General features: G+C 71.1%; 16 protein-coding genes and 1 tRNA gene. 6 read left to right on the top strand and 11 right to left on the bottom strand.

Going from position 1 to position 19,246, the window contains the following annotated elements:
- Positions 1 to 37 precede the first annotated feature (37 nt).
- A complete protein-coding gene (locus tag BLQ34_RS05925; RefSeq protein ID WP_197674776.1) occupies positions 38 to 1,210 on the top strand; it encodes a glycosyltransferase family 4 protein in 1,173 nt (390 codons plus the stop codon).
- A 36-nt stretch (positions 1,211 to 1,246) separates the two neighbouring features.
- On the opposite strand, the gene BLQ34_RS18705 is transcribed toward BLQ34_RS05925, so the two are convergent.
- The gene (locus tag BLQ34_RS18705; RefSeq protein WP_157692914.1) at positions 1,247 to 1,387 is read right to left on the bottom strand and encodes a hypothetical protein; all 141 of its coding nucleotides are present in this window, start codon (positions 1,385 to 1,387) and stop codon (positions 1,247 to 1,249) included.
- A gap of 10 nt (positions 1,388 to 1,397) precedes the next feature.
- On the bottom strand, positions 1,398 to 3,194 hold the full coding sequence (locus BLQ34_RS05930; RefSeq protein ID WP_091782808.1) for a hypothetical protein: 1,797 nt from the start codon (positions 3,192 to 3,194) through the stop codon (positions 1,398 to 1,400).
- Positions 3,195 to 3,294: 100 nt separating this feature from the next.
- On the opposite strand from BLQ34_RS05930, the gene BLQ34_RS05935 reads away from it, so the two are divergent.
- Both BLQ34_RS05935 and BLQ34_RS05940 read left to right on the top strand, forming a co-directional pair.
- A complete protein-coding gene (locus BLQ34_RS05935) occupies positions 3,295 to 4,446 on the top strand; it encodes an acyltransferase family protein (RefSeq protein ID WP_091782810.1) in 1,152 nt (383 codons plus the stop codon).
- A 5-nt stretch (positions 4,447 to 4,451) separates the two neighbouring features.
- Positions 4,452 to 5,591 (top strand): acyltransferase family protein, encoded by a 1,140-nt coding sequence (locus tag BLQ34_RS05940; RefSeq protein WP_157692915.1) that lies wholly within the window; start codon positions 4,452 to 4,454, stop codon positions 5,589 to 5,591.
- Between the two features lie 10 nt (positions 5,592 to 5,601).
- Here BLQ34_RS05940 and BLQ34_RS05945 read toward each other — a convergent pair whose 3' ends face one another.
- On the bottom strand, positions 5,602 to 6,447 hold the full coding sequence (locus BLQ34_RS05945) for a 2OG-Fe(II) oxygenase (protein ID WP_091782833.1): 846 nt from the start codon (positions 6,445 to 6,447) through the stop codon (positions 5,602 to 5,604).
- 115 nt (positions 6,448 to 6,562) lie between these two features.
- Between BLQ34_RS05945 and BLQ34_RS05950 the strand changes: the two genes are divergently transcribed.
- Both BLQ34_RS05950 and BLQ34_RS05955 read left to right on the top strand, forming a co-directional pair.
- Entirely contained in the window at positions 6,563 to 8,026 is a 1,464-nt protein-coding gene (locus tag BLQ34_RS05950; protein ID WP_231961466.1) for a bifunctional glycosyltransferase/class I SAM-dependent methyltransferase, read from the top strand.
- Entirely contained in the window at positions 8,023 to 10,092 is a 2,070-nt protein-coding gene (locus BLQ34_RS05955) for a hypothetical protein (RefSeq protein ID WP_091782835.1), read from the top strand. The genes BLQ34_RS05950 and BLQ34_RS05955 overlap by 4 nt, the downstream gene beginning before the upstream one ends.
- A gap of 28 nt (positions 10,093 to 10,120) precedes the next feature.
- Here BLQ34_RS05955 and polA read toward each other — a convergent pair whose 3' ends face one another.
- Positions 10,121 to 12,793, bottom strand: a complete 2,673-nt coding sequence (gene polA / locus BLQ34_RS05960) for a DNA polymerase I (RefSeq protein WP_091782837.1) — start codon at positions 12,791 to 12,793, stop codon at positions 10,121 to 10,123.
- A 106-nt stretch (positions 12,794 to 12,899) separates the two neighbouring features.
- Here polA and BLQ34_RS05965 point away from each other — a divergent pair, with 106 nt between their 5' ends.
- Positions 12,900 to 13,292, top strand: a complete 393-nt coding sequence (locus BLQ34_RS05965) for a PaaI family thioesterase (RefSeq protein ID WP_091789381.1) — start codon at positions 12,900 to 12,902, stop codon at positions 13,290 to 13,292.
- Between the two features lie 3 nt (positions 13,293 to 13,295).
- On the opposite strand, the gene BLQ34_RS05970 is transcribed toward BLQ34_RS05965, so the two are convergent.
- From BLQ34_RS05970 to pyk, 7 genes are all read right to left on the bottom strand, one after another.
- A complete protein-coding gene (locus BLQ34_RS05970; RefSeq protein ID WP_231961467.1) occupies positions 13,296 to 13,886 on the bottom strand; it encodes a GNAT family N-acetyltransferase in 591 nt (196 codons plus the stop codon).
- Between the two features lie 248 nt (positions 13,887 to 14,134).
- Positions 14,135 to 14,782 (bottom strand): GNAT family N-acetyltransferase, encoded by a 648-nt coding sequence (locus BLQ34_RS05975; protein WP_331712531.1) that lies wholly within the window; start codon positions 14,780 to 14,782, stop codon positions 14,135 to 14,137.
- 2 nt (positions 14,783 to 14,784) lie between these two features.
- The gene (locus BLQ34_RS05985) at positions 14,785 to 15,435 is read right to left on the bottom strand and encodes an ANTAR domain-containing response regulator (protein ID WP_091782846.1); all 651 of its coding nucleotides are present in this window, start codon (positions 15,433 to 15,435) and stop codon (positions 14,785 to 14,787) included.
- A gap of 71 nt (positions 15,436 to 15,506) precedes the next feature.
- Positions 15,507 to 16,715, bottom strand: a complete 1,209-nt coding sequence (gene pcaF, locus BLQ34_RS05990) for a 3-oxoadipyl-CoA thiolase (protein WP_091782849.1) — start codon at positions 16,713 to 16,715, stop codon at positions 15,507 to 15,509.
- A 79-nt stretch (positions 16,716 to 16,794) separates the two neighbouring features.
- Entirely contained in the window at positions 16,795 to 17,166 is a 372-nt protein-coding gene (locus BLQ34_RS05995) for a DNA polymerase ligase N-terminal domain-containing protein (RefSeq protein ID WP_231961468.1), read from the bottom strand.
- A gap of 379 nt (positions 17,167 to 17,545) precedes the next feature.
- Positions 17,546 to 17,631: transfer RNA gene (locus BLQ34_RS06000), tRNA-Leu, on the bottom strand.
- A gap of 126 nt (positions 17,632 to 17,757) precedes the next feature.
- Entirely contained in the window at positions 17,758 to 19,209 is a 1,452-nt protein-coding gene (gene pyk / locus BLQ34_RS06005) for a pyruvate kinase (RefSeq protein WP_091782855.1), read from the bottom strand.
- Between the last annotated feature and the right edge of the window lie 37 nt (positions 19,210 to 19,246).

Consider the following 19,246-nt stretch of genomic DNA (forward strand, 5'->3'; position numbering starts at 1 on the left):
ACGCCCCGGCATGCCCACACCAGCAAGGATTTCCGCCGTGCGCAACCCGTTGTCCGTCGTGCTGCTCAACTGGCGGGACATGAACCACCCGGAAGCCGGCGGCTCCGAGAAGTACCTCAGCGAGGTCGCCACCGGTCTGGCCGCCCGAGGTCACCGGGTCACCATCCGGACCGCCGCCTACCCCGGGGCGCTGCACCGCGAGACGGTCGACGGTGTGCGCTACGTCCGCCGTGGTGGACGGTATGGCGTGTACCTGCGCTCGCTCGCGGCGCTCGGTCTGGGGCGCCACCGGGCCGACGTGGTCGTGGACGTGCAGAACGGTGTGCCCTTCCTGAGTCCGTTGGTGCGCGGCGGCAACCCGGTCGTCAACCTCGTCCACCACGTGCACCGCGAGCAGTGGGGGGTGGTCTTCGGTCCGGCCGTCGCTCGGGCCGGCTGGTTCCTCGAGTCCCGCATCGCGCCGCGCGTCTACGGTCGCAGCCGGTACGTGGCGGTGTCGGAGTCGACCCGCGACGAGCTGGGCGGCATCGGGGTGGACGTCGACCGGATCACGGTGATCCACAACGGCACCGACGCCGTGGCCGACGAGCACGTGAGCCGAGCCGACCACCCGGTGGTCATCGTGCTGGGCCGGCTGGTGCCACAGAAGCGGGTCGAGATCGCCATGCAGGCGGTGCGGGACCTGGCCGTCGACCACCCGGACCTCGAGCTGTGGGTCGTCGGGTCCGGCTACTGGGACACCGAGCTGCACCGGGTCGCCGACGAGCTCGGCATCCGCGACCGCACGACCTTCACCGGTCACGTGTCCGAGGCGGAGAAGCACCGCCTCCTCGCCGAGGCGTGGGTGCTCGCGCTGCCCAGCCTCAAGGAGGGGTGGGGGCTCGTGGTGGTGGAAGCCGGCGTGCACGGCACGCCCACGCTGGCCTTCGCCGACGTCGGCGGTCTGAACGACTCGGTGCGCGACGGCGAGACCGGCGTGCTGGTGCACGGCGGGCAGGCCGAGTTCACCGCCGCCCTCGGGGCGCTGCTCGACGACGATGCCGGGCGCACCGCCCTGAGCGAGCGGGTGGTCGAGTGGGTGACCCGGTTCCGGTGGTCGGAGACGGTCACCCGGTGGGAGTCACTGCTGCACGCGGCAGCAGAGCGTCGTGAGGATCAGCCCCGGCCCGGTGACAACCGCGTGGGTGGGCACAGAGAAGCGGACCACTGACCGAGGTCAGCAGTCCGCTTCGATGGTGCGGTGCGGTCAGTTGCCGTCGTAGTTGACCACCGGCGAGTTGTTCGCGGTGGCGGACGGGGTCAGCGCCGCGGTGCCGCCGAAGATGGCCAGGAGGGCCAGGACGGCACCGGTGATGAGGGCGGCGAGGCCGCTCACAGCAGAAGTCATGGGCGGAACCCTACCAGCGAGTTCGGTTGCGGCTGCCATTTCGGCGCAAGCCGCGCCGGACCGCCAGGACCAGCCACGCAGCGAGTGTCGCGCAGGTCACACCCCAGCCCACGACCGTGCCCACGCCGGCATCGGGGTCAGCGACGGGGTCCGGGTCGGGGTCGGCGTCGGGGTCAGCGTCCCCGGCCGGTGGTGCGGACGGTGCGTCGGAGGGCTGGACGACCTCGACGAGGAGGACGTGCGAGGAGTCGGCGATGGTGCGAGCCGCACCGGGGGGCGGCACCGGCGCGTCCAGCCCGGTGTCCTTCTCGATGATCACGTAGCGCACCCCCCGGGCCACCACCGCGTCCCACGGGGAGGTGCCCGAGTCGATCGCCGCAGTGACCGCGGCGGCGCGGCGGCTCTCGCCCGCGATCCTCCCGCTGCTCAGCGGTAGCGAGTCGTCGTAGAGCACCCTCTGGTCGACCATCCGCGGGACCAGGCTCAGGCTCACCCGGGAGTCGTTCCAGCCGTACCTGCGGTACTGCCGCCACGGCAGCAGCCCGACTTCTCCGGACGGGGCCTGTGACAGCTCCGTCGCCGCCCGCCGCAGGTCCGCCGGGACCGTCACGGCCTCCAGCCGTCCCCGTGCGCCCCACGCCAGGTTCGGCAGGAGCAGGGGCGCGACCACGGCCAGCGCCATCGCGGGTGCCCAGAGCGCACCACCCCGACGAGCCAGCGCATCGACCAGCAGGCCCACCCCCACGGCACCGACGACGACCCAGAGCGCGACGAGCTTCTGGCTGTCGCGCAGCAACGGACCGCCCGGCAGGTGGGCCAGCCGCTGCCAGCCGTCGGCCAGCACCGGAGTCCCACTCGCCAGGACCAGCAGGAGCCCGGCGAACGCGAGCGCGGCGGTCGCCCGGCCCACGGCGCTGCGCGCCGTTGCGACGACCCCGGCCGTCGTGAGCAGGGCCGCGGCCGCCGCCAGCGCGCCCACCCCCCGCTCCGACGGGTATGCCGCCGGGTTCCAGAAGCCACCACCGCCCGCCAGCGACACGGCCAGGCCGAGCGGGCCGTCCGAGCGGGCGGCGAAGACCCCGAACCCGGCCGGGTCGGAAGGCGCCGAGCTCACGAGCGCCGGCACCGCCCAGGCCGCCGCTCCTCCTGCGACGACCCCGAGCCAGGCCACCACGGCCCGCCACACCGGGCGTGGCAGCAGCAGCAGGACCACCACGGGCGGGCCGACCAGGACGAGCGAGTTGGCCCCGCCGGCCGCCGCGAGCACCGCCCACCCGCAGAGGGCGGTGACCGAACCCTGCCCACGCCGCACGCGGATGGCGGCGCGCACGGCCCAGGGCAGCACGGCATACCCGATCAGCACGGTCCACTGGCCGATGACGAGGCGCTCGGCGACGAACGGGTTCCACTCCGCGGCCAGCACTGCCGCGCAGGCGGCGAGCCGTCCGGCACCAGGCCGCACCATCCGCACCAGAGCGGCCGCGCCGAGGCCGGCCAGCACGAGGACACCCGCCAGGACGAGCTTCTGGGCCACGGCGGGGGTCACCAGCAAGCCCAGCAGCCAGGCCACCGCGTCGCTCGGAACGGCGCGGGGAGCCGGGGTGTCGACGCCGGTGGCGAACGGCGTCAGCCGGGCGTCCGGCGACCACGCCAGGTCGTAGGCCAGGACGACACCCGGACGCAGGGCCGGGCCCAGTACCACGACGGCCGCCACGAGGGCGAGCACGACCCCCACCGGTTCGACCGGCCGCGGCGAACCGAGGTCAGGACGCTCGTCCGGTCCGTCGGGAGCCTGGCCCGTCGTCATCCGCTCCCCTGTCCTCCGGTCGCGCAGAACCTACCAGCGGGCGCCGCTGGTCGCCGTGGCGATTCGGGACATCTCTGCCCCGGCAGATACCGTGCGTGCCATGGACGGCAGGCGGCCCCGCGCGACCTCACGCGTCGCCGCGCTCGACGGCCTGCGCGGGATCACGATCATCCTCGTGGTCATCAACCACGCCTGGATCCTGTGGCCCCGCGACCAGATCGACAAGGTCCCGATCGTCCGAGGCATCTTCCAGGGTGGCTCGGTCGTGGTGTTCTTCGTCATCGGCGGGTTCATCGTCACCCTGACCCTCCTGCGTGAGCAGGCTCGCGGGATCCTGGACCCCTTGCGGTTCTACCTGCGCCGCATCGTGCGCATCGGGGTGCAGCTCCTGCCCGCGTGCCTCGCGATCCTGGTGATCCACCGCGTCGACCCGACCGATCCGTTCAGCGACTCCACGACGACCCGGTCGATCATCAACGTCCTGACCTACACCTGGAACCAGTACGCCATCAACCACGTGTTCGAGGCTCGCAGCGACCTCGGTCACCTCTGGTACCTCAGCGTGCAACAGCAGTGCTACCTCGTGCTGCCGCTGCTCCTGATCGTCTTCGCCCGCCGACGCAGGGTGCTGGCTCTGCTCCTGGTGGCCGCAGCCGCGGCGGTGGTGGCCCACCGGCTCGAGGTCGTCGCCACCGACGGCTGGTACCGGGCGTCGCTGGCCACCACGACGCGCTCGGACGGACTGATCCTCGGTGTGGTCGCCGCGCTGGGGCTCGGGTACGCCTCCCGATGGAGCAGACGGGCCGACCTGACAGCCTTGCTCGCCAGCATCGCCCTGCTCGGTCTGCTGGTCCTGTCAGGGGAGATCGACCCGTTGCAGTACCTCCGCGCGTGGGGCGTGGCCTTCACCCTGGTCAGCGTCGCGCTGGTCGTCGCCCTCTACTACTGCACCGAGGGATCGTGGGCTTCGCGGCTCTACTCGGTGCCTGCGCTGCAGTACCTGGGACGAGCGTCGCTGGCCATCTACGTCTGGCACCTCATCATCTTCGAGACCGTCGCACGCCACACCACGACGTGGGAGTGGGAGGCGCGCAGCGTGCTGTCGTTCGCGCTCCTCGCCGTGGTGACGGTCGCGGCCCAGCGGTTCATCGAGGACCCGACCCGGAACTGGCTGCGGCGCTCCAGTGCATTCCGGGCTCCCGCGGCGCAGGTCGAAGCGGGCGTCAAGGGTGCGGACGGTGGGATACGGTGACGCCCGTGTCACCGCAGCATCGCCCCAGCTCGCCGAAGATCCCCGCCCTGGAGGGGCTGCGCGGTCTCGCCATCCTGCTGGTCGTGCTGTCGCACATCTGGGTGGTCTACCCGTTCGACCGGCTCGGGGAGATCGCCCCCCTCGACGGCTGGTTCAAGGGCGGCTCCATCGCCGTCTCGATCTTCCTCGTCCTGAGCGGCTTCCTGGTGACCAGGAGCCTGCTGGACGCGTTCGACGACCGCGGCGCATCAGGAGTGGGCTATCCGTTGCTGCGCAGGTTCCTGCGGATCAGCGCGCAGGTCTACCTGCTCCTGGTGGCGGTGCTGGTCGCAGCCCAGGTCGACGCCAAGGACACCGCGACCGAGGCTGCCACCTCCAAGTCGACCGTCGCCGTCGCCACCTACACCTGGAACTGGTACGTGCGGGAGCACGCGCTCGAGGCCCGTGGAGACCTGGGCCACCTGTGGTACCTCAGCGTGGAGCTGCAGGTCTTCATCGCGCTGGCCGTCGCGATCGCCCTGTGGGGGTCACGGCGCCGGGCCCTCGTGGTCGGGGTCGTGGTGCTGATCGTGGCGGTGACCTGGTGGCGTTGGCGCGTGTACGACGTCGAGGGCTGGTACAGCGCCTCCCTGCGCACCACCACCCGGGCCGACGCGGCACTCTGGGGCATCCTGGCAGCCCTGCTCTGGGATCGAGCCCAGCGCTGGCGTCGCGAGGCCCCGGCCGTCCTCGGAGCCGCCACGCTGGTGATCGTCGCCGTGGTGTTCAGCGGCACGAGGCTCGGCATCGACGCCTACTTCAAGGGCCAGGGCATCGCGGTCGCCATCGCCACCGCGCTGTTCGTGCTGGCTGCCTCGATGCCGGAGTCGCGCACCAGCCCGGCAGCTCGGCTCCTGGGGGCCGCGCCGCTGCGCACCCTCGGCGCCGTCTCCCTGACTCTCTACGTGTGGCACCTGCCGGTCTACTGGTTCGTGTCACGGCACACGACGTCGTGGAGCAACTTGTCGCGCACCATCATCACGGTGGCCGTCCTGGTCGCCCTCGTCACGGTGCTGCACAGCTTCGTGGACGAGCCGCTGCGGCGGTGGACCGGCCGGATCGGCCGGATCGGCGGTCCCAGACCGGCAGTGCGGACCGAGGCCTGAGGTCCGGCGGCTACTTCTTGCGGCGGAGCTTGTTGACCTTCTCCAGGACCCCACTGACCTGCTCGTCCGAGAGGCCAAGCTTGCGCTTGGCCCGGTCGTAGAGGTCGACCGCACCGCGGTCCACCGCGATGGCAGCCCGCTTGATGCCGGCCTCGTCGGGGCGCGCGCGGTAGTTGGTCGCCTTGCGGACCGCGTGCTCCTCCTCGGTGAAGTAGTAGAGGGCCATCGAGCGGCGGGCCACGTCCTCGGGACAGGTGAGCGCGTCGGGGTGGCCGTGGAAGCTGTCGTCACTCGTGGTGAAGACGAGCATCCGGTTGCCGGCCGGCTGCACGCGGGCCTGCGCGGCGGTCATGTCCTTGTCCCAGAGCTCGAGCTTGCCGCCCCACTCGTCGCGCCACTCCTCGTTGAGGTAGAGCAGGATGTTGACGCGGCGGCTCCAGTTCTCCTTCACGTGGTGGGTGGTGAAGTCGGCGTGGATGTTGAGGTGGCCGCCCCGCAGGGTCTGGTGCAGGCCGCCCCCGTCCATGCTCCAGTCGGGCAGCAGGTCCTCGATGCCGGTCAGCTGCTCCAGGAAGCTGACGAACTCGGGCGACACGAACTCCTTGGCCACGGCGGTCAGGGTGGGACCCCAGGTGTCGGGCTGGGTGTTGCCGTACTTGGTCTCGTTGACGTGCAGGTAGCCCTTCCAGAAGGGGTCCCGCATGGCCGGGAACTCCTGCGCCGCCCGCGTGAACGCGTCCCCGAAGAGCACGTCGTCGAGGACGACGTGGGGGAACGGCTGGGCGGAGCGGTACTGCTCCGCCAGCTCGGGCAGCCGGGCCTGCAGGGTGCCCAGGTCGACGAGGGTGGCGGTCATGGCGCGGAGTATGCCAGAACGACCTGCCGCCTCGTTACCAACGGGTAAGATTCCCCGAGCCCATCACAGTGCGAGGCGAGTCGGGACCGCGCGGGGCAGCAAGAGAGGGATGACAGTGACGTCAGCAGACGCAGGCTCCACGGAGCTGGGCGCGGTGCGGATCGGTGTCCTCGTGGTCGCGTACAACGCGGCGACGACGCTCCGCCAGACGCTCGACCGCATCCCCTCCGGGTTCCGCGACCAGCTCGACCACGTGCTGGTGTGCGACGACGCGAGCGTCGACGAGACCTACGAGATCGGCCTCGAGTACAAGTCGGGCTCCACCCTCCCCCTCACCGTCATCAAGCACGTCGAGAACCTGCGCTACGGCGGCAACCAGAAGTTCGGCTACCGCTGGGCGATCGAGGAGGGCCTCGACATCGTCGTGCTCCTGCACGGCGACGGCCAGTACGCCCCCGAGGTGATGGAGCAGATCGTCACGCCGCTCGTCACCGGCGAGGCCGACGTCGTCATGGGCTCGCGGATGATGAAGCGCGGTTCGGCGCTCAAGGGCGGTATGCCGCTCTACAAGTACGTGGGCAACCGCATCCTCACGCGGTTCCAGAACGCCATGACCGGCGCCTCCCTCACCGAGTGGCACAGCGGCTACCGCGCCTACCGCACCGACGCGCTGCGCGACGTGCCCTTCGCCGACTACTCCAACGACTTCGACTTCGACACCGAGATCATCCTCGGCATGCTCGGCGCCCGGAAGCGGATCATCGAGGTCCCGATCCCCACCTACTACGGCGACGAGATCTGCTACGTCAACGGCATGGCGTATGCCCGTGACGTCGCCATCGACGTGCTGCGTCACCGCGCGCACCAGATGGGCTTCGGCGGCGGCTCGACCGGTGGCGTGGACACCGCGGCGTACGAGGTGAAGCACAGCCCGCACTCCTCGCACGGGCAGCTCCTCACCTGGCTCACCGGAGTCCCCTCCGCCTCGGTCCTCGACGTCGGCTGCTCCGACGGCCACTTCGCCGGCCTGGTGCGGGCGATGGGGCACCGCGTGGTCGGTGTCGACCTGGTCAAGCACGAGGGCATCGGCCAGCGCATCGACGAGTTCGTCGAGGCCGACCTCAACCGGGGCCTGCCACCGGAGGCCGGCACCGGCTACGACGTCATCGTCGCGGGCGATGTCCTGGAGCACGTGATCGACCCCGACTCGTTGATGGCCGACATGGTGTCCCGCCTCGGCGACGGCGGCGAGATCCTCGTGAGCGTGCCCAACTTCGGGCACTGGTACCCGCGACTGCGGACCGCCTCGGGCAACTTCGACTACGACCAGCGCGGTCCCCTCGACCGTGGGCACGTCAGGTTCTTCACCCGGCGCAGCTTCGAGCGCCTGATCTCCGGGGCCGGCCTGCGGATCGTCGAACGCCGCACCGTGGGGTCGCCACTCGACGTGCTCGAGCGCGGGGGCAACCCGGTGGTGGGCCGCGTGGCGCGGTTCGCGTCTGCCGTCGACCGAGCCGCGGTGCGGGTCTGGCCCACCCTGTTCGGCTATCAGTTCCTCTACAAGCTGGAGCGCGTTTGAGCTCCGCGCCTCGGTCGCGCCGGGTCGCGGCCGCCTCCACCGCGGGCCTCGTCCTCGGTGGCGTCCCCTACTTCCTGGTGCTGTTGAACTTCCGTGCCGACGTGTTGCGGACCGCGGTCACCCAGCAGTTCGCCTCGAACTTCTTCGACCTGCAGGCCACGGCGTTCCTCGACCGGCGCCTGACCGTCCCGGCCGGGTCGCTCGGCATCGAGGGCTTCGTCATCGACGGCCAGACCTACATGTACTTCCCGCCCTTCCCCGCGCTGCTGCGGATCCCGGTGCAGCTGCTGACCCACGAGCTCGACGGCCGGCTCACCCTGCCGTCGATGGCCCTGTCCTGGGTCGTCCTGGCCGTCATGACGACCAAGCTGGTCTGGCGGGTCCGCTCCTGCCTGCGACCCGACGAAGACGTCACCCGCACGCAGGCCGTGGCCGCGGCGGTCCTGCTCGCGATGGCCACCGGCGGGACGGTCCTCACCTTCGACGCCGCCCTCCCGTGGGTCTACCACGAGGTCTACCTCTGGGCGACGGCCCTGGCGATGGGGTGCGCGTACTGGCTGCTCCGGGTCGCGCTCGACCCGACTCGCCAGGCCATCCTCTGGCTCGGAGGCTTCACCCTGGCCACCGCGTTGACGCGCACTCCTGGTGGGTGGGCCATGAGCGGAGCCGCGATCGGGCTCGGCGCCTGGATTCTGTGGCGCGAGCGACGCAGGCACGATCGAGCCGACGGGCGGCGCTGGCTGGCGCGACCAGCGGCCGTCATGGCCGCGGGCCTGGTGCCGTTGGGCGCCTCGATCGCCTACAACTGGGTCAAGTTCGGACACCCCTACCTCTTCCCGCTCGAGTCGCAGGTCTGGACCCAGGTCAACGCGCACCGTCGTGAGGCCCTGGAGGTCAACGGCGGCACCATCACCGGCCCCCAGTTCTTCGAGACGTCACTGGTGAACTACTTCCGACCCGACGGCATCCGGTTCGTCGACTACTTCCCGTGGATCACGCTGCCGGCCGAGCCGGCCCGTGCCTATGGCGGCGCCTTCCTCGACCAGACCTACCGCACCGGGAGCGTGCCGGCCTTCATGCCGCTGCTGGTCTTGCTGGCCCTGGCCGCGGTCCCGACGCTGGTCCGACTGCGAGCCACCGGAGCGGTGGCAGCCCTGCGCTGGCCGGCCCTCGGCTCCGTCCTCGTCGGCGGCGGGGTGATGGGCTACGGCTACCTGGCCAACCGCTACACGAGCGACTTCGTCCCTGCCCTCATCGTCCTCGGCACGATCGGACTCTGGTCCGTCACCCGCTGGCGCCTGCCCGGAGCGCGGGTCCTGCGACCGGTCCTCGTCGTGGCGATGGCCGGACTCTGCGCGTTCAGCGTCGCCGCACAGGTCGCGACCGGCAGCCTCATCGCCGCCCAGACCCACCGCGGCGCAGAGCTGACCTCCTACCTCGCACTGCAGGAACGGCTCAGCGGCGGCCCCGGGTCTGCCGTCTCACGGCTGGTGTCTCGCTCCGACGAGCTCCCAGCCCGCGGCACGGCGGACGACCTGCACGTCACCGGTGACTGCGAGTCGCTCTACGTCAACACCGGTGACCAGTACGAACCGTGGAACCTGGTGGAGCAGCGCGACATGCTCGTCGACGTCACGCCGATCTTCGTCGACTACCACCCGGGGACGCTTCGCCTGTTCGAGCAGAACGGGGTCGAGACGCGGTACGTGTCCCTGGAGTTCGACAAGGACGCACCCCAGGCCCGGTTGGTCGTCGAGGACAAGGACGGCAACTTCTACTCGCCGTGGTTCGAGGTGGCCCGGGGCAAGCGCATCCACGTCGTCGCGCAGGCCGTGCCCGACATCTTCCAGACCCGTGTCCGCGTCGACGGGAACCCCGACTACGACCTCTACGTGCCGGTCGGGGAGTGGAACAAGGACTGGTACAACGACCTCACCCGCCTCACCTTCATGACCGGCCACGACGGTGGCAGCACCGACCACGTGCGGGTCAGCAACAGCTGGGGGCGCGCTCCCGCCCTGTGCGAGCGGCTGCTGCGCGACGCCGGGACCGCGGCGACCGGCTGACCCGAGTGACAGGAGGCCGCCCAAGCGGTCAGTGCGCGGCGTCGAACCAGGACCGACCGACCCCCACGCTGACGTCGAGCGGGACATCCATGGCGATGGCACCACCCATCTCCTTGCGCACCAGCGCCTCGACGTCCGCCGCTTCACCGGGCGCGATCTCCAGCACCAGCTCGTCGTGCACCTGGAGCAGCTGCCGCGAGCGAGCACTGGAGTCCGCCAACGCCTGCTCGACCCGAAGCATCGCCAGCTTGATGATGTCGGCGGCCGAGCCCTGGATCGGTGCGTTGAGCGCCATCCGCTCGGCCATCTCGCGACGTTGGCGGTTGTCGGAGGTGAGGTCGGGCAGGTAGCGGCGCCGACCGAGCATCGTCTCGGTGTAGCCGGTGCCGCGCGCCTCGGCCACGACCGAGTCGAGGTAGTCCTTCACCCCGCCGAACCGGGCGAAGTACTCGTCCATCAGGCCCTGGGCCTCGCCCGTGGAGATGGTCAGCTGCTTCGACAGCCCGAACGCCGACAGGCCGTAGGCGAGGCCGTAGGACATCGCCTTGACCTTCGACCGCATCGCCGACGTGACGTCCTCCGGCTCGACGGAGAAGACCCGCGACCCGACGAACCGGTGCAGGTCCTCGCCGGACCGGAATGCCTCGATCAGGCCCTCGTCACCCGACAGGTGCGCCATGATCCGCATCTCGATCTGGCTGTAGTCGGCCGACATCAGCGACTCGTAGCCGTCGCCGACGATGAAGACCTCGCGGATCCGGCGGCCCTCGTCGGTGCGGATGGGGATGTTCTGGAGGTTCGGGTCGGTCGACGACAGCCGGCCCGTCGCAGCGATGGTCTGCTGGTAGGTGGTGTGGATCCGGCCGTCGTCGGCCACCGACTTGAGCAGCCCCTCGACGGTGACCCGCAGCCGTGAGGAGTCGCGGTGCCGCAGCAGCGCCTCGAGGAACGGGTGCTCGGTCTTGGTGAACAGGTCGTTGAGCGCGTCGGCGTCGGTGGTGTAGCCGGTCTTGGTGCGGCGGGTCTTGGGCAGTCCGAGCGTCTCGAAGAGCACGACCTGGAGCTGCTTGGGCGACCCGAGGTTGATCTGGTCGCCGCCGATCGCGTCGTAGGCGTCCTGCTGGGCCTCGCGGACCTTGGCGGCGAAGTCGGCCTCGAGCTCGGTCATCACGGCGACGTCGGCGGCGATGCCCGTGCGCTCCATGCCGGCCAGCACCTGCTCGAGCGGCAGCTCGACGTCCTGCTGGAGCGAGGTGCCGCCGGTGGCCTCGAGCTGCTCGGCCAGCGAGCCGGCCAGGTCGAGCACGGCCCGCGCCCGCACCATCGCGTCCTGGGCACCGGCGTCGCCCTCGTCGCCGAAGTCGAGCAGCCCCTGCCCGGAGGTGTCGGCCTCGGCGCGCAGCTCGCGACCCAGGTGACGCAGCACCAGGTCGGCGAGGTCGTAGGAACGCTGGTCGGGTCGGACGAGGTAGGCGGCCAGCGCCGTGTCGGTGGCGATGCCGTGCACGTGCCACCCCCGCGCGGCCAGCGCCAGCAACGGCCCCTTGGCGTCGTGCAGCACCTTCGGCCGATCGGGGTCGGCCAGCCAGGCCGCCACGGCGCTCTCGCCGGCCGGGTCGAGGGCGGTCAGGTCGACGTAGGCGCCCGCGTCGCCGTCGGTGGCCAGGGCCAGCGCGGTCGGGTCACCGGTGCCGCGGCCCCACGTGCCCACGACGTGCACGCCCACGGTGGTGCCGGCCGCGGCATACTCCTCCAGCCAGCCGGCCACCTCGTCGGGGGCGAGGACGGTGCCGTCGAGGTCGAAGCCGTGGTCGGCCTCCTCCTGCGGCGCCTCGAGGTACTCGAAGAGACGGTCGCGCAGCACCCGGAACTCGAGGCTGTCGAAGACGGTGTGGACCTGCTCGCGGTCCCAGTTCTGGCGCTCGAGGTCGGCGATCGCGACGGGCAGGTCGAGGTCGCGCACCAGCTGGTTGAGCCGGCGGTTGCGCAGCACGCCGTCGAGGTGCTCGCGCAGCGACTCCCCCGCCTTGCCCTTGATCTCGTCGACGTGGGCCACGACGCCGGTCAGGTCGCCGTACTGGGTGATCCACTTGGCCGCGGTCTTCGGCCCCACTCCGGGCACCCCGGGCAGGTTGTCGCTGGACTCGCCGACCAGGGCCGCGAGGTCGCTGTAGCGGTTCGGGGGCACGAGGTACTTGGCCTCGACCGCCTCGGGGGTCATCCGCCAGACCTCGGAGACGCCGCGGACGGGGTAGAGCAGGGTGACGGAGTCGGTGACCAGCTGGAACGCGTCGCGGTCGCCACTGCAGATGACGACCTCCATGTCCTCGGCGCCGGCCAGCGTGGTGAGGGTGGCGATCACGTCGTCGGCCTCGTAGCCGTCGACCTCGACCCACCGGATCTTGAGCGCGTCGAGCACCTCGCGCACCAGCGGGATCTGCCCGGAGAACTCGCTCGGCGTCGCGGACCGGGTCGCCTTGTAGTCGGCGTACTGCTCGCTGCGGAAGGTCTGCCGGGAGACGTCGAAGGCGACGGCCACGTGGGTCGGCTGCTCGTCGCGCAGCACGTTGATCAACATGGAGGTGAAGCCGTAGACCGCGTTGGTGTGCTGCCCGGTGCTGGTCGAGAAGTTCTCGGCAGGCAGCGCGAAGAAGGCGCGGTAGGCGAGGGAATGACCGTCGAGGAGCAGGAGGCGACTCACGCATGGCAGCCTATTGCGTATGAGTGACAGCCCCGCGACCGCCGGTCCCGACAGCACCGGACCCACCGCCGACCAGACGCCCGAGTTCGCCGCCGCCCTCGAGGCGATGATGGCGATGAACCCGACCTCGCTGCTGCACCGGATGCAGATCGAGGTGCTCGAGGCGACCCCCGAGCGGCTGGTGGCCCGGATGCCCGTCGAGGGCAACACCCAGCCCTACGGCCTCCTGCACGGAGGCGCGTCGGTCGTGCTGGCCGAGACGCTGGGTTCGATCGGCTCCGCCCTGCACGCCGGCCCCGACCGGATCGCCGTCGGCCTCGACATCAACGCGACGCACCACCGAGCTGCGCGGTCGGGTTTCGTGACCGGCACTGCGACGGCGCTGTCGCTCGGGAACACCCTCGCGTCCTACGAGATCGTCATCACCGACGACCAGGACCGGCGGACCTGCACCTGCCGGATCACCTGCTTGCTGCGCGACGCCGCCCCCGGCGCCTGACGCTCAGCCGGCGAGGCGGCTGTCGGACGCCGCGGTCGCGGTCGCGCGGGCTCGCAGCGAGCGACGGCGGTGCAGCAAAGCCTCGATCGAGTGGTGGCGCGGCTCGTCCTGGCCGAGCCGGCGACGCAGCGCGGCGACGCTGGTCACCCGACGCACGATCTGGGACGAGAAGCCGAGCCGGGCGAAGAACCGGTTGGCGTCTCGGTGCTGGGCCGGCACGTTGCAGCCGATCTGCTCGCAGCCGCGCGAGTCGGCATACAGGGTGACGGCACTCATCAGCTGGCGGGCCACTCCGTGCTTGCGCGAGTCGGGCACCACGTAGAGCTGGTCGATGGTCACGCACGGGGCGTCGGTGAGCGAGGAGAACGGGCTGGTCGCCGCCACCGCGAAGCCGACCGGCTGACCGTCGGCGGAGGCGACGTAGGCGCGCACGTCGTCGCGGTGCAGCGCCGTCGCGATCCGGCCCTCGGAGGCGGCGCGGGCGGCCACCTCCGGGCTGACGCCGGCCTCGACCCGGGAGGTCATCCAGAGTTCGGTGAAGGCCCGCTCGTCGTCCTCCGAGACGCGCCTGACGCTGATCACGGGACGGCTCACCGGGGTTCCTCCATCGTCGCTCTGGGTCTGCTCACCACTGCAACGGCGTCCCCCGGCTGCCGCAGCGCCTCGAAAGGCGACCGAGTCAGGACTCTAGGCCCATTCCAGAGCCCTCGTGAAGGGTTCAACGACATTCCCGTGTTAACTCTTGTCGCTCTCGTCGTTCCATGGCTGTTACACCGCGGGTCGGCGCCGATCCGCCGCTTTGAGATGGTTTCACGACGTCCGCGCGGACTCGCCTGCGGGGGTCAGGCCGGGCGCTCGAAGACGAAGTCGTCCTCGTAGCGCTCCCCCACGAGGAACCGCTTGGTGCCGACCATGACGAAACCGCTCTTGGCGTAGAACCGCTGGGCCCGCTCGTTGAGCTGGTTGACCCCCAGCCAGACCCCGGCGGCCCCGCGGGCCCGGGCGACCTCGACGGACGCCGCCATCAGCAACCGGCTGGTGCCGGCCCCGTGCTGGTCGGGCAGGACGTAGATCTTGCTCAGCTCGGCCGTGGGCCGCAGCGTCAGCGCCGCACGCACGTCGGCGTCGGCGGGCTCGCCGTGCACCACCATCGCGTACCCGGTCACCCGGCCATCAGCCTCGGAGAGGAACAGGTCGCGCTGGGGGTCGGCCAGGTAGCGCTCGAAGCAGGTGCGGGACAGCACGTCCGCGATGAAGGTGTCGATCGACTGCTGGGTCACGTGCGGCGGGCAGGCCAGCGCGAACGTCGCCGCCGCGACCTCGGCCAGCACCGCGGCGTCGGCCGGCTCGGCCGCGCGCACCACGACGTCGCTGGCGTCTCCCCCGCCACCCGCGGCCCCGGCGCCCCCACCGGCCGCAGCCCCGGCACCTCCGCCGGCCGCAGCCCCGGCACCTCCGCCGGCCGCAGCCCCGGCACCTCCGCCGGCCACGCTCAGGCCTTGTCCATCCCGGCCACCACGGCGTCGGCGACCTCACGCATGCCGAGCCGGCGGTCCATGGCCGTCTTCTGGATCCAGCGGAACGCCTCGGCCTCGCTGATCTTGAGCTTCTTCATCAGCACGCCCTTGGCCCGGTCGACCGCCTTGCGAGTCTCGAGCCGCTCCCCCAGGTCGCTGATCTCTTGCTCGAGCGCCTTGACCTCGGTCCAGCGGTGCCGGGCGATGTCGATCGCGGGCGCGAGGTCGGACGCGGTGAAGGGCTTGACGATGTAGGCCATCACCCCGGCGTCGCGAGCCCGCTCGACCAGCTCGGTCTGGCTGAACGCGGTGAGCATCACCACGGGGCAGATGCGGGCCGCACCGATCTGCTCGGCGGCGGTGATGCCGTCCATGACGGGCATCTTGACGTCCATGATCACCAGGTCGGGCGTCAGCTCGGTGGCCATCTCGACGGCCTGCTCACCGTTGCTGGCCTGTCCGACCACGTCGTAGCCCGCCTCGACGAGCATCTCGGCCAGGTCGAGCCGGATCAGGGCCTCGTCCTCGGCCACGAGGATGCGGGTGGCTCCGGTGGAAGGGGACGACCCAGCAGCCTGGGCCTTCGCGGTCGTCGGTGTCGCCGTCGTGTCAGAGGTGTCGCTCACCCGACGAGCCTAGGGGACGTGCGTTAACGGCAGGTTGCGGAGTGGTCCGGGTGGACGGGCCCGGCCCTGCGTCACGGACGCGAGAGCAGCATCGCCGCCCCCTGCCCCACCCCGACGCACATCGTGGCGATCGCGTGGTCCAGCCCCTCGTCGGCCAGGGTCATCGCCGCGGTCAGGGCGAGGCGAGTGCCGCTCATCCCGAGCGGGTGGCCGAGCGCGATGGCACCACCGTGCGGGTTGACGTGCTCGGCGTCGTCGGCGATGCCGAGTCCGCGCAGCACGGCCAGCGCCTGCGACGCGAACGCCTCGTTGAGCTCGATGGAGCCCACGTCGGCCAGGGACACACCGGTGTGGTCGAGCAGCTTGCGGACCGCCGGCACCGGACCGATGCCCATCACCCGCGGCGGCACGCCGGCAGCCGCCGTGCCCGCGACGCGGGCGAGGGGGGTCAGGCCGTAGCGCTCGACCGCCTCACCCGACGCGACGAGGACGGCGGCGGCACCGTCGTTGACGCCCGAGGAGTTGCCCGCCGTCACCGAACCGCCCTCGAACAGCGGCCGGAGGCCGGCCAGCGCCTGGGCCGAGGTCTCGCGCGGGTGCTCGTCCCGGGCCACGACGACGTCGTCGCCCTTGCGCTGCGGAATGCTCACCGGCACGATCTCGCGGGCCAGCCGCCCGTTCGCCACAGCCTTGGCGGCCCGCTCCTGCGAGCGCAGCGCGAAGGCGTCCTGGTCCTCCCTGCTGATGCCGTGCTCGTCGGCGACGTTCTGACCCGTCTGGGGCATCGAGTCCACGCCGTAGGCCGCCTTCATCGCCGGGTTGACGAAGCGCCAGCCGATCGTGGTGTCGTAGATCTCGGCGGTCCGCGCGAACGGCGTGGCCGCCTTGGGCTGCACGAACGGCGCCCGGCTCATCGACTCGACACCCCCGGCCACGACGAGGTCGGCGTCACCGGCCACGATCGCCCGCGCCGCCGCCCCGACGGCGTCGAGGCCGGAGGCGCACAGCCGGTTGACCGTGGTGCCGGGCACCTCCACGGGCAGGCCGGCCAACAACACCGCCATCCGGGCCACGTTGCGGTTGTCCTCGCCAGCCTGGTTGGCGCACCCGAGGACCACGTCGTCGACCCGGGCCCAGTCGACGGCCGGGTGGCGGGCGACCAGCTCGCGGACCACGTGCGCCGCGAGGTCGTCGGGGCGCACCGGCGCCAGCCCGCCGGCATACCGGCCGATGGGGGTGCGCACCCCCGAGACGAGGTATGCCGCGCGCGGCTGGTTCATGGTCGGCTCTCCTGGGTGGTGGGTCGGGTCGTCCGCGACCAGTCTGCACCGTTGCTGCGCCGGAGGTTCCGCAGGGAGGTCAGTCGTCGGGCTGGTCCTTGAGCAGGTGCAGCAAGGCACCCTGGTCGGTGGTGACCAGGGCGTAGCGTCGCGCCGGTCCGCGACCGTGGAGGACGAAGATGCTGCGCCGCTCGGTGCGGTCCTCGAGCTCCCACCACCCGGTGTCGGCGATCGACTTCGTCTCGTCCTCGTAGGTCGCGTGCTCGAGGTCGTGGTCGTCCACGGGGACCGCCAACCGGTCCTTCGACGCGCTGGTCGGGAGGCCTCGCGGCACGGCCCACGACCGCAACACGCCGTCCTCCTCGAGCCGCAGGTCGAAGTGGTGCTGCGGCTTCTGGTGCTCGTGCAGCACGAACACCGGCCGTCGACGGCTGCCTCGTGATCCCGGCACGGGCCACCTCCGCTGCGGTCTGGCAATGGGTCACGGGCGACGCTAGCCCGGACGCGCAGCCGTCGTCACTCCCGCACCTTGCCGGGCTCGGCTGGCGGTTCGGCTGGCGACTCGCCCGTCCACACCGTCGCTGCCGGTGCCAGCATCGCCGTGAGGACGCACGCCACGGCGCCCCTCAGTCGCTTCGACACTCCGTCGCTCCCCATCTCTCGCGGTCCGGACGCGGACCGGTTCGAGGAAGGTAGGCAACAGAAGGCCAGTCACCTAGTGACTGCCGGTGACTGGGAAAAGCGGGCGAAACATTGACCATCGCTTGACCGCAGATCACCGCGGTCTCCGGAGGAGAGCTCACCGCAGATGCGTCCGCAGCGGATCACCCTGGTGCCGAAGGCGGGACTTGAACCCGCACGCCCTTTCGAGCAGAGCATTTTGAGTGCTCCGTGTCTGCCATTCCACCACTTCGGCTGAACTGAACCTCGGCTCAGCGGCGCCCAGCATATCGAGGCGGCGGGTGACGCCCGACCAGAGCCCGGGTCGATGTCAACACGCCGGGGATTCCGGGCGCGTTCACATCGAACCGGCGGACGACAGTCAGTCGGCGAGGTCCTCGTAGGCGGGTGCGACCTTGTTGATGGCGTCGCCCATCTTGTGCACCCGCAACGCGTTGGTGGAGCCGGGGATGCCGGGCGGCGAGCCGGCGACGATGACGACGAGGTCGCCCTCCTGCGCCCGCCCGCTGGCGAGCAGCGACTTGTCGACCTGCTGGGCCATCTGGTCGGTGTGCCGGGCCATCGGGACGAGGTAGGTCTCGATGCCCCAGGCCAGCGCGAGCCGCGACCGGGTGTGCGGCTCCGGGGTGAACGCGAGCATGGGGATGCGCGGACGGATGCGAGACATGCGCTTGGCGGTGTCACCGGACTGGCTGAAGGTGATGAGGAACTTCGCGCCGAGCAGCTCGCCGATCTCGACGGCAGCGGCCGACACGGCACCACCCATGGTGTGCGGCCGGGTGCCCAGCGGACGGATCCGCTCGAGGCCGTGCTCCTCGGTGCTCTCGATGATGCGTGCCATCGTCTGCACCGCGACGATCGGGTAGGCGCCGACGCTGGTCTCGCCGGACAGCATCAGTGCGTCGGCGCCGTCGAGCACGGCGTTGGCGGCATCGGAGGCCTCGGCACGGGTCGGACGAGGGTTCTCGATCATCGACTCGAGCACCTGGGTGGCGACGATGACGGGCTTGGCGTTGCGGCGCGCGATCTCGATGGCTTCCTTCTGGACGATCGGCACCTCCTCGAGCGGCAGCTCCACGCCGAGGTCGCCCCGGGCCACCATCACCCCGTCGAACGCCTCGATGATCTCCACGAGGTTGTCGACCGCCTGGGGCTTCTCGATCTTGGCGATCACCGGCAGGCGCACCCCGACCTCGTCCATCACCGCGTGCACGTCGTCGAGGTCGGCCGCGGAACGCACGAAGGACAGCGCGATCATGTCGGCCCGCAGCCCCAGGGCCCAGCGCAGGTCCTCCTTGTCCTTCTCGGACAGGGCCGGCACCGACACGGCGACGCCGGGGAGGTTGATGCCCTTGTTGTTGGAGACCGTGCCCCCCACGGTCACGACGCACTTCACGTCGGTGTCGCTGACCTCGGTCGCCTGGAGGCAGACCTTGCCGTCGTCGATGAGGAGGAGGTCACCGGGGCTGACGTCACCGGGCAGGCCCTTGTAGGTCGTGCCGACCTGGGTGGCCGAGCCGTCGACCTCACGAGTCGTGATGGTGAACTCGGCGCCGTTGGCCAGGTCGACGGGACCGCCGCTGAACCGGGTCGTGCGGATCTTGGGACCCTGCAGGTCGACCAGCACGCCGACCGCGTGACCCGTCTCGTCACTCGCCTTGCGGATCTCCTGGTAGATCTTCTCGTGGTCGGAGTACTCGCCGTGCGAGAGGTTGAGGCGGGCCACATCCATCCCCGCGTCGACGAGCTGGCGGATCCTCTCGGGGGTGGATACAGCCGGGCCCAGTGTGCAGACGATCTTGGCGCGACGCATGTGATCGACCTTATCGGTCGACCTCGGCGGAACGTGA

The organism is Pedococcus dokdonensis (assembly GCF_900104525.1).
Lineage (GTDB): Bacteria > Actinomycetota > Actinomycetes > Actinomycetales > Dermatophilaceae > Pedococcus > Pedococcus dokdonensis.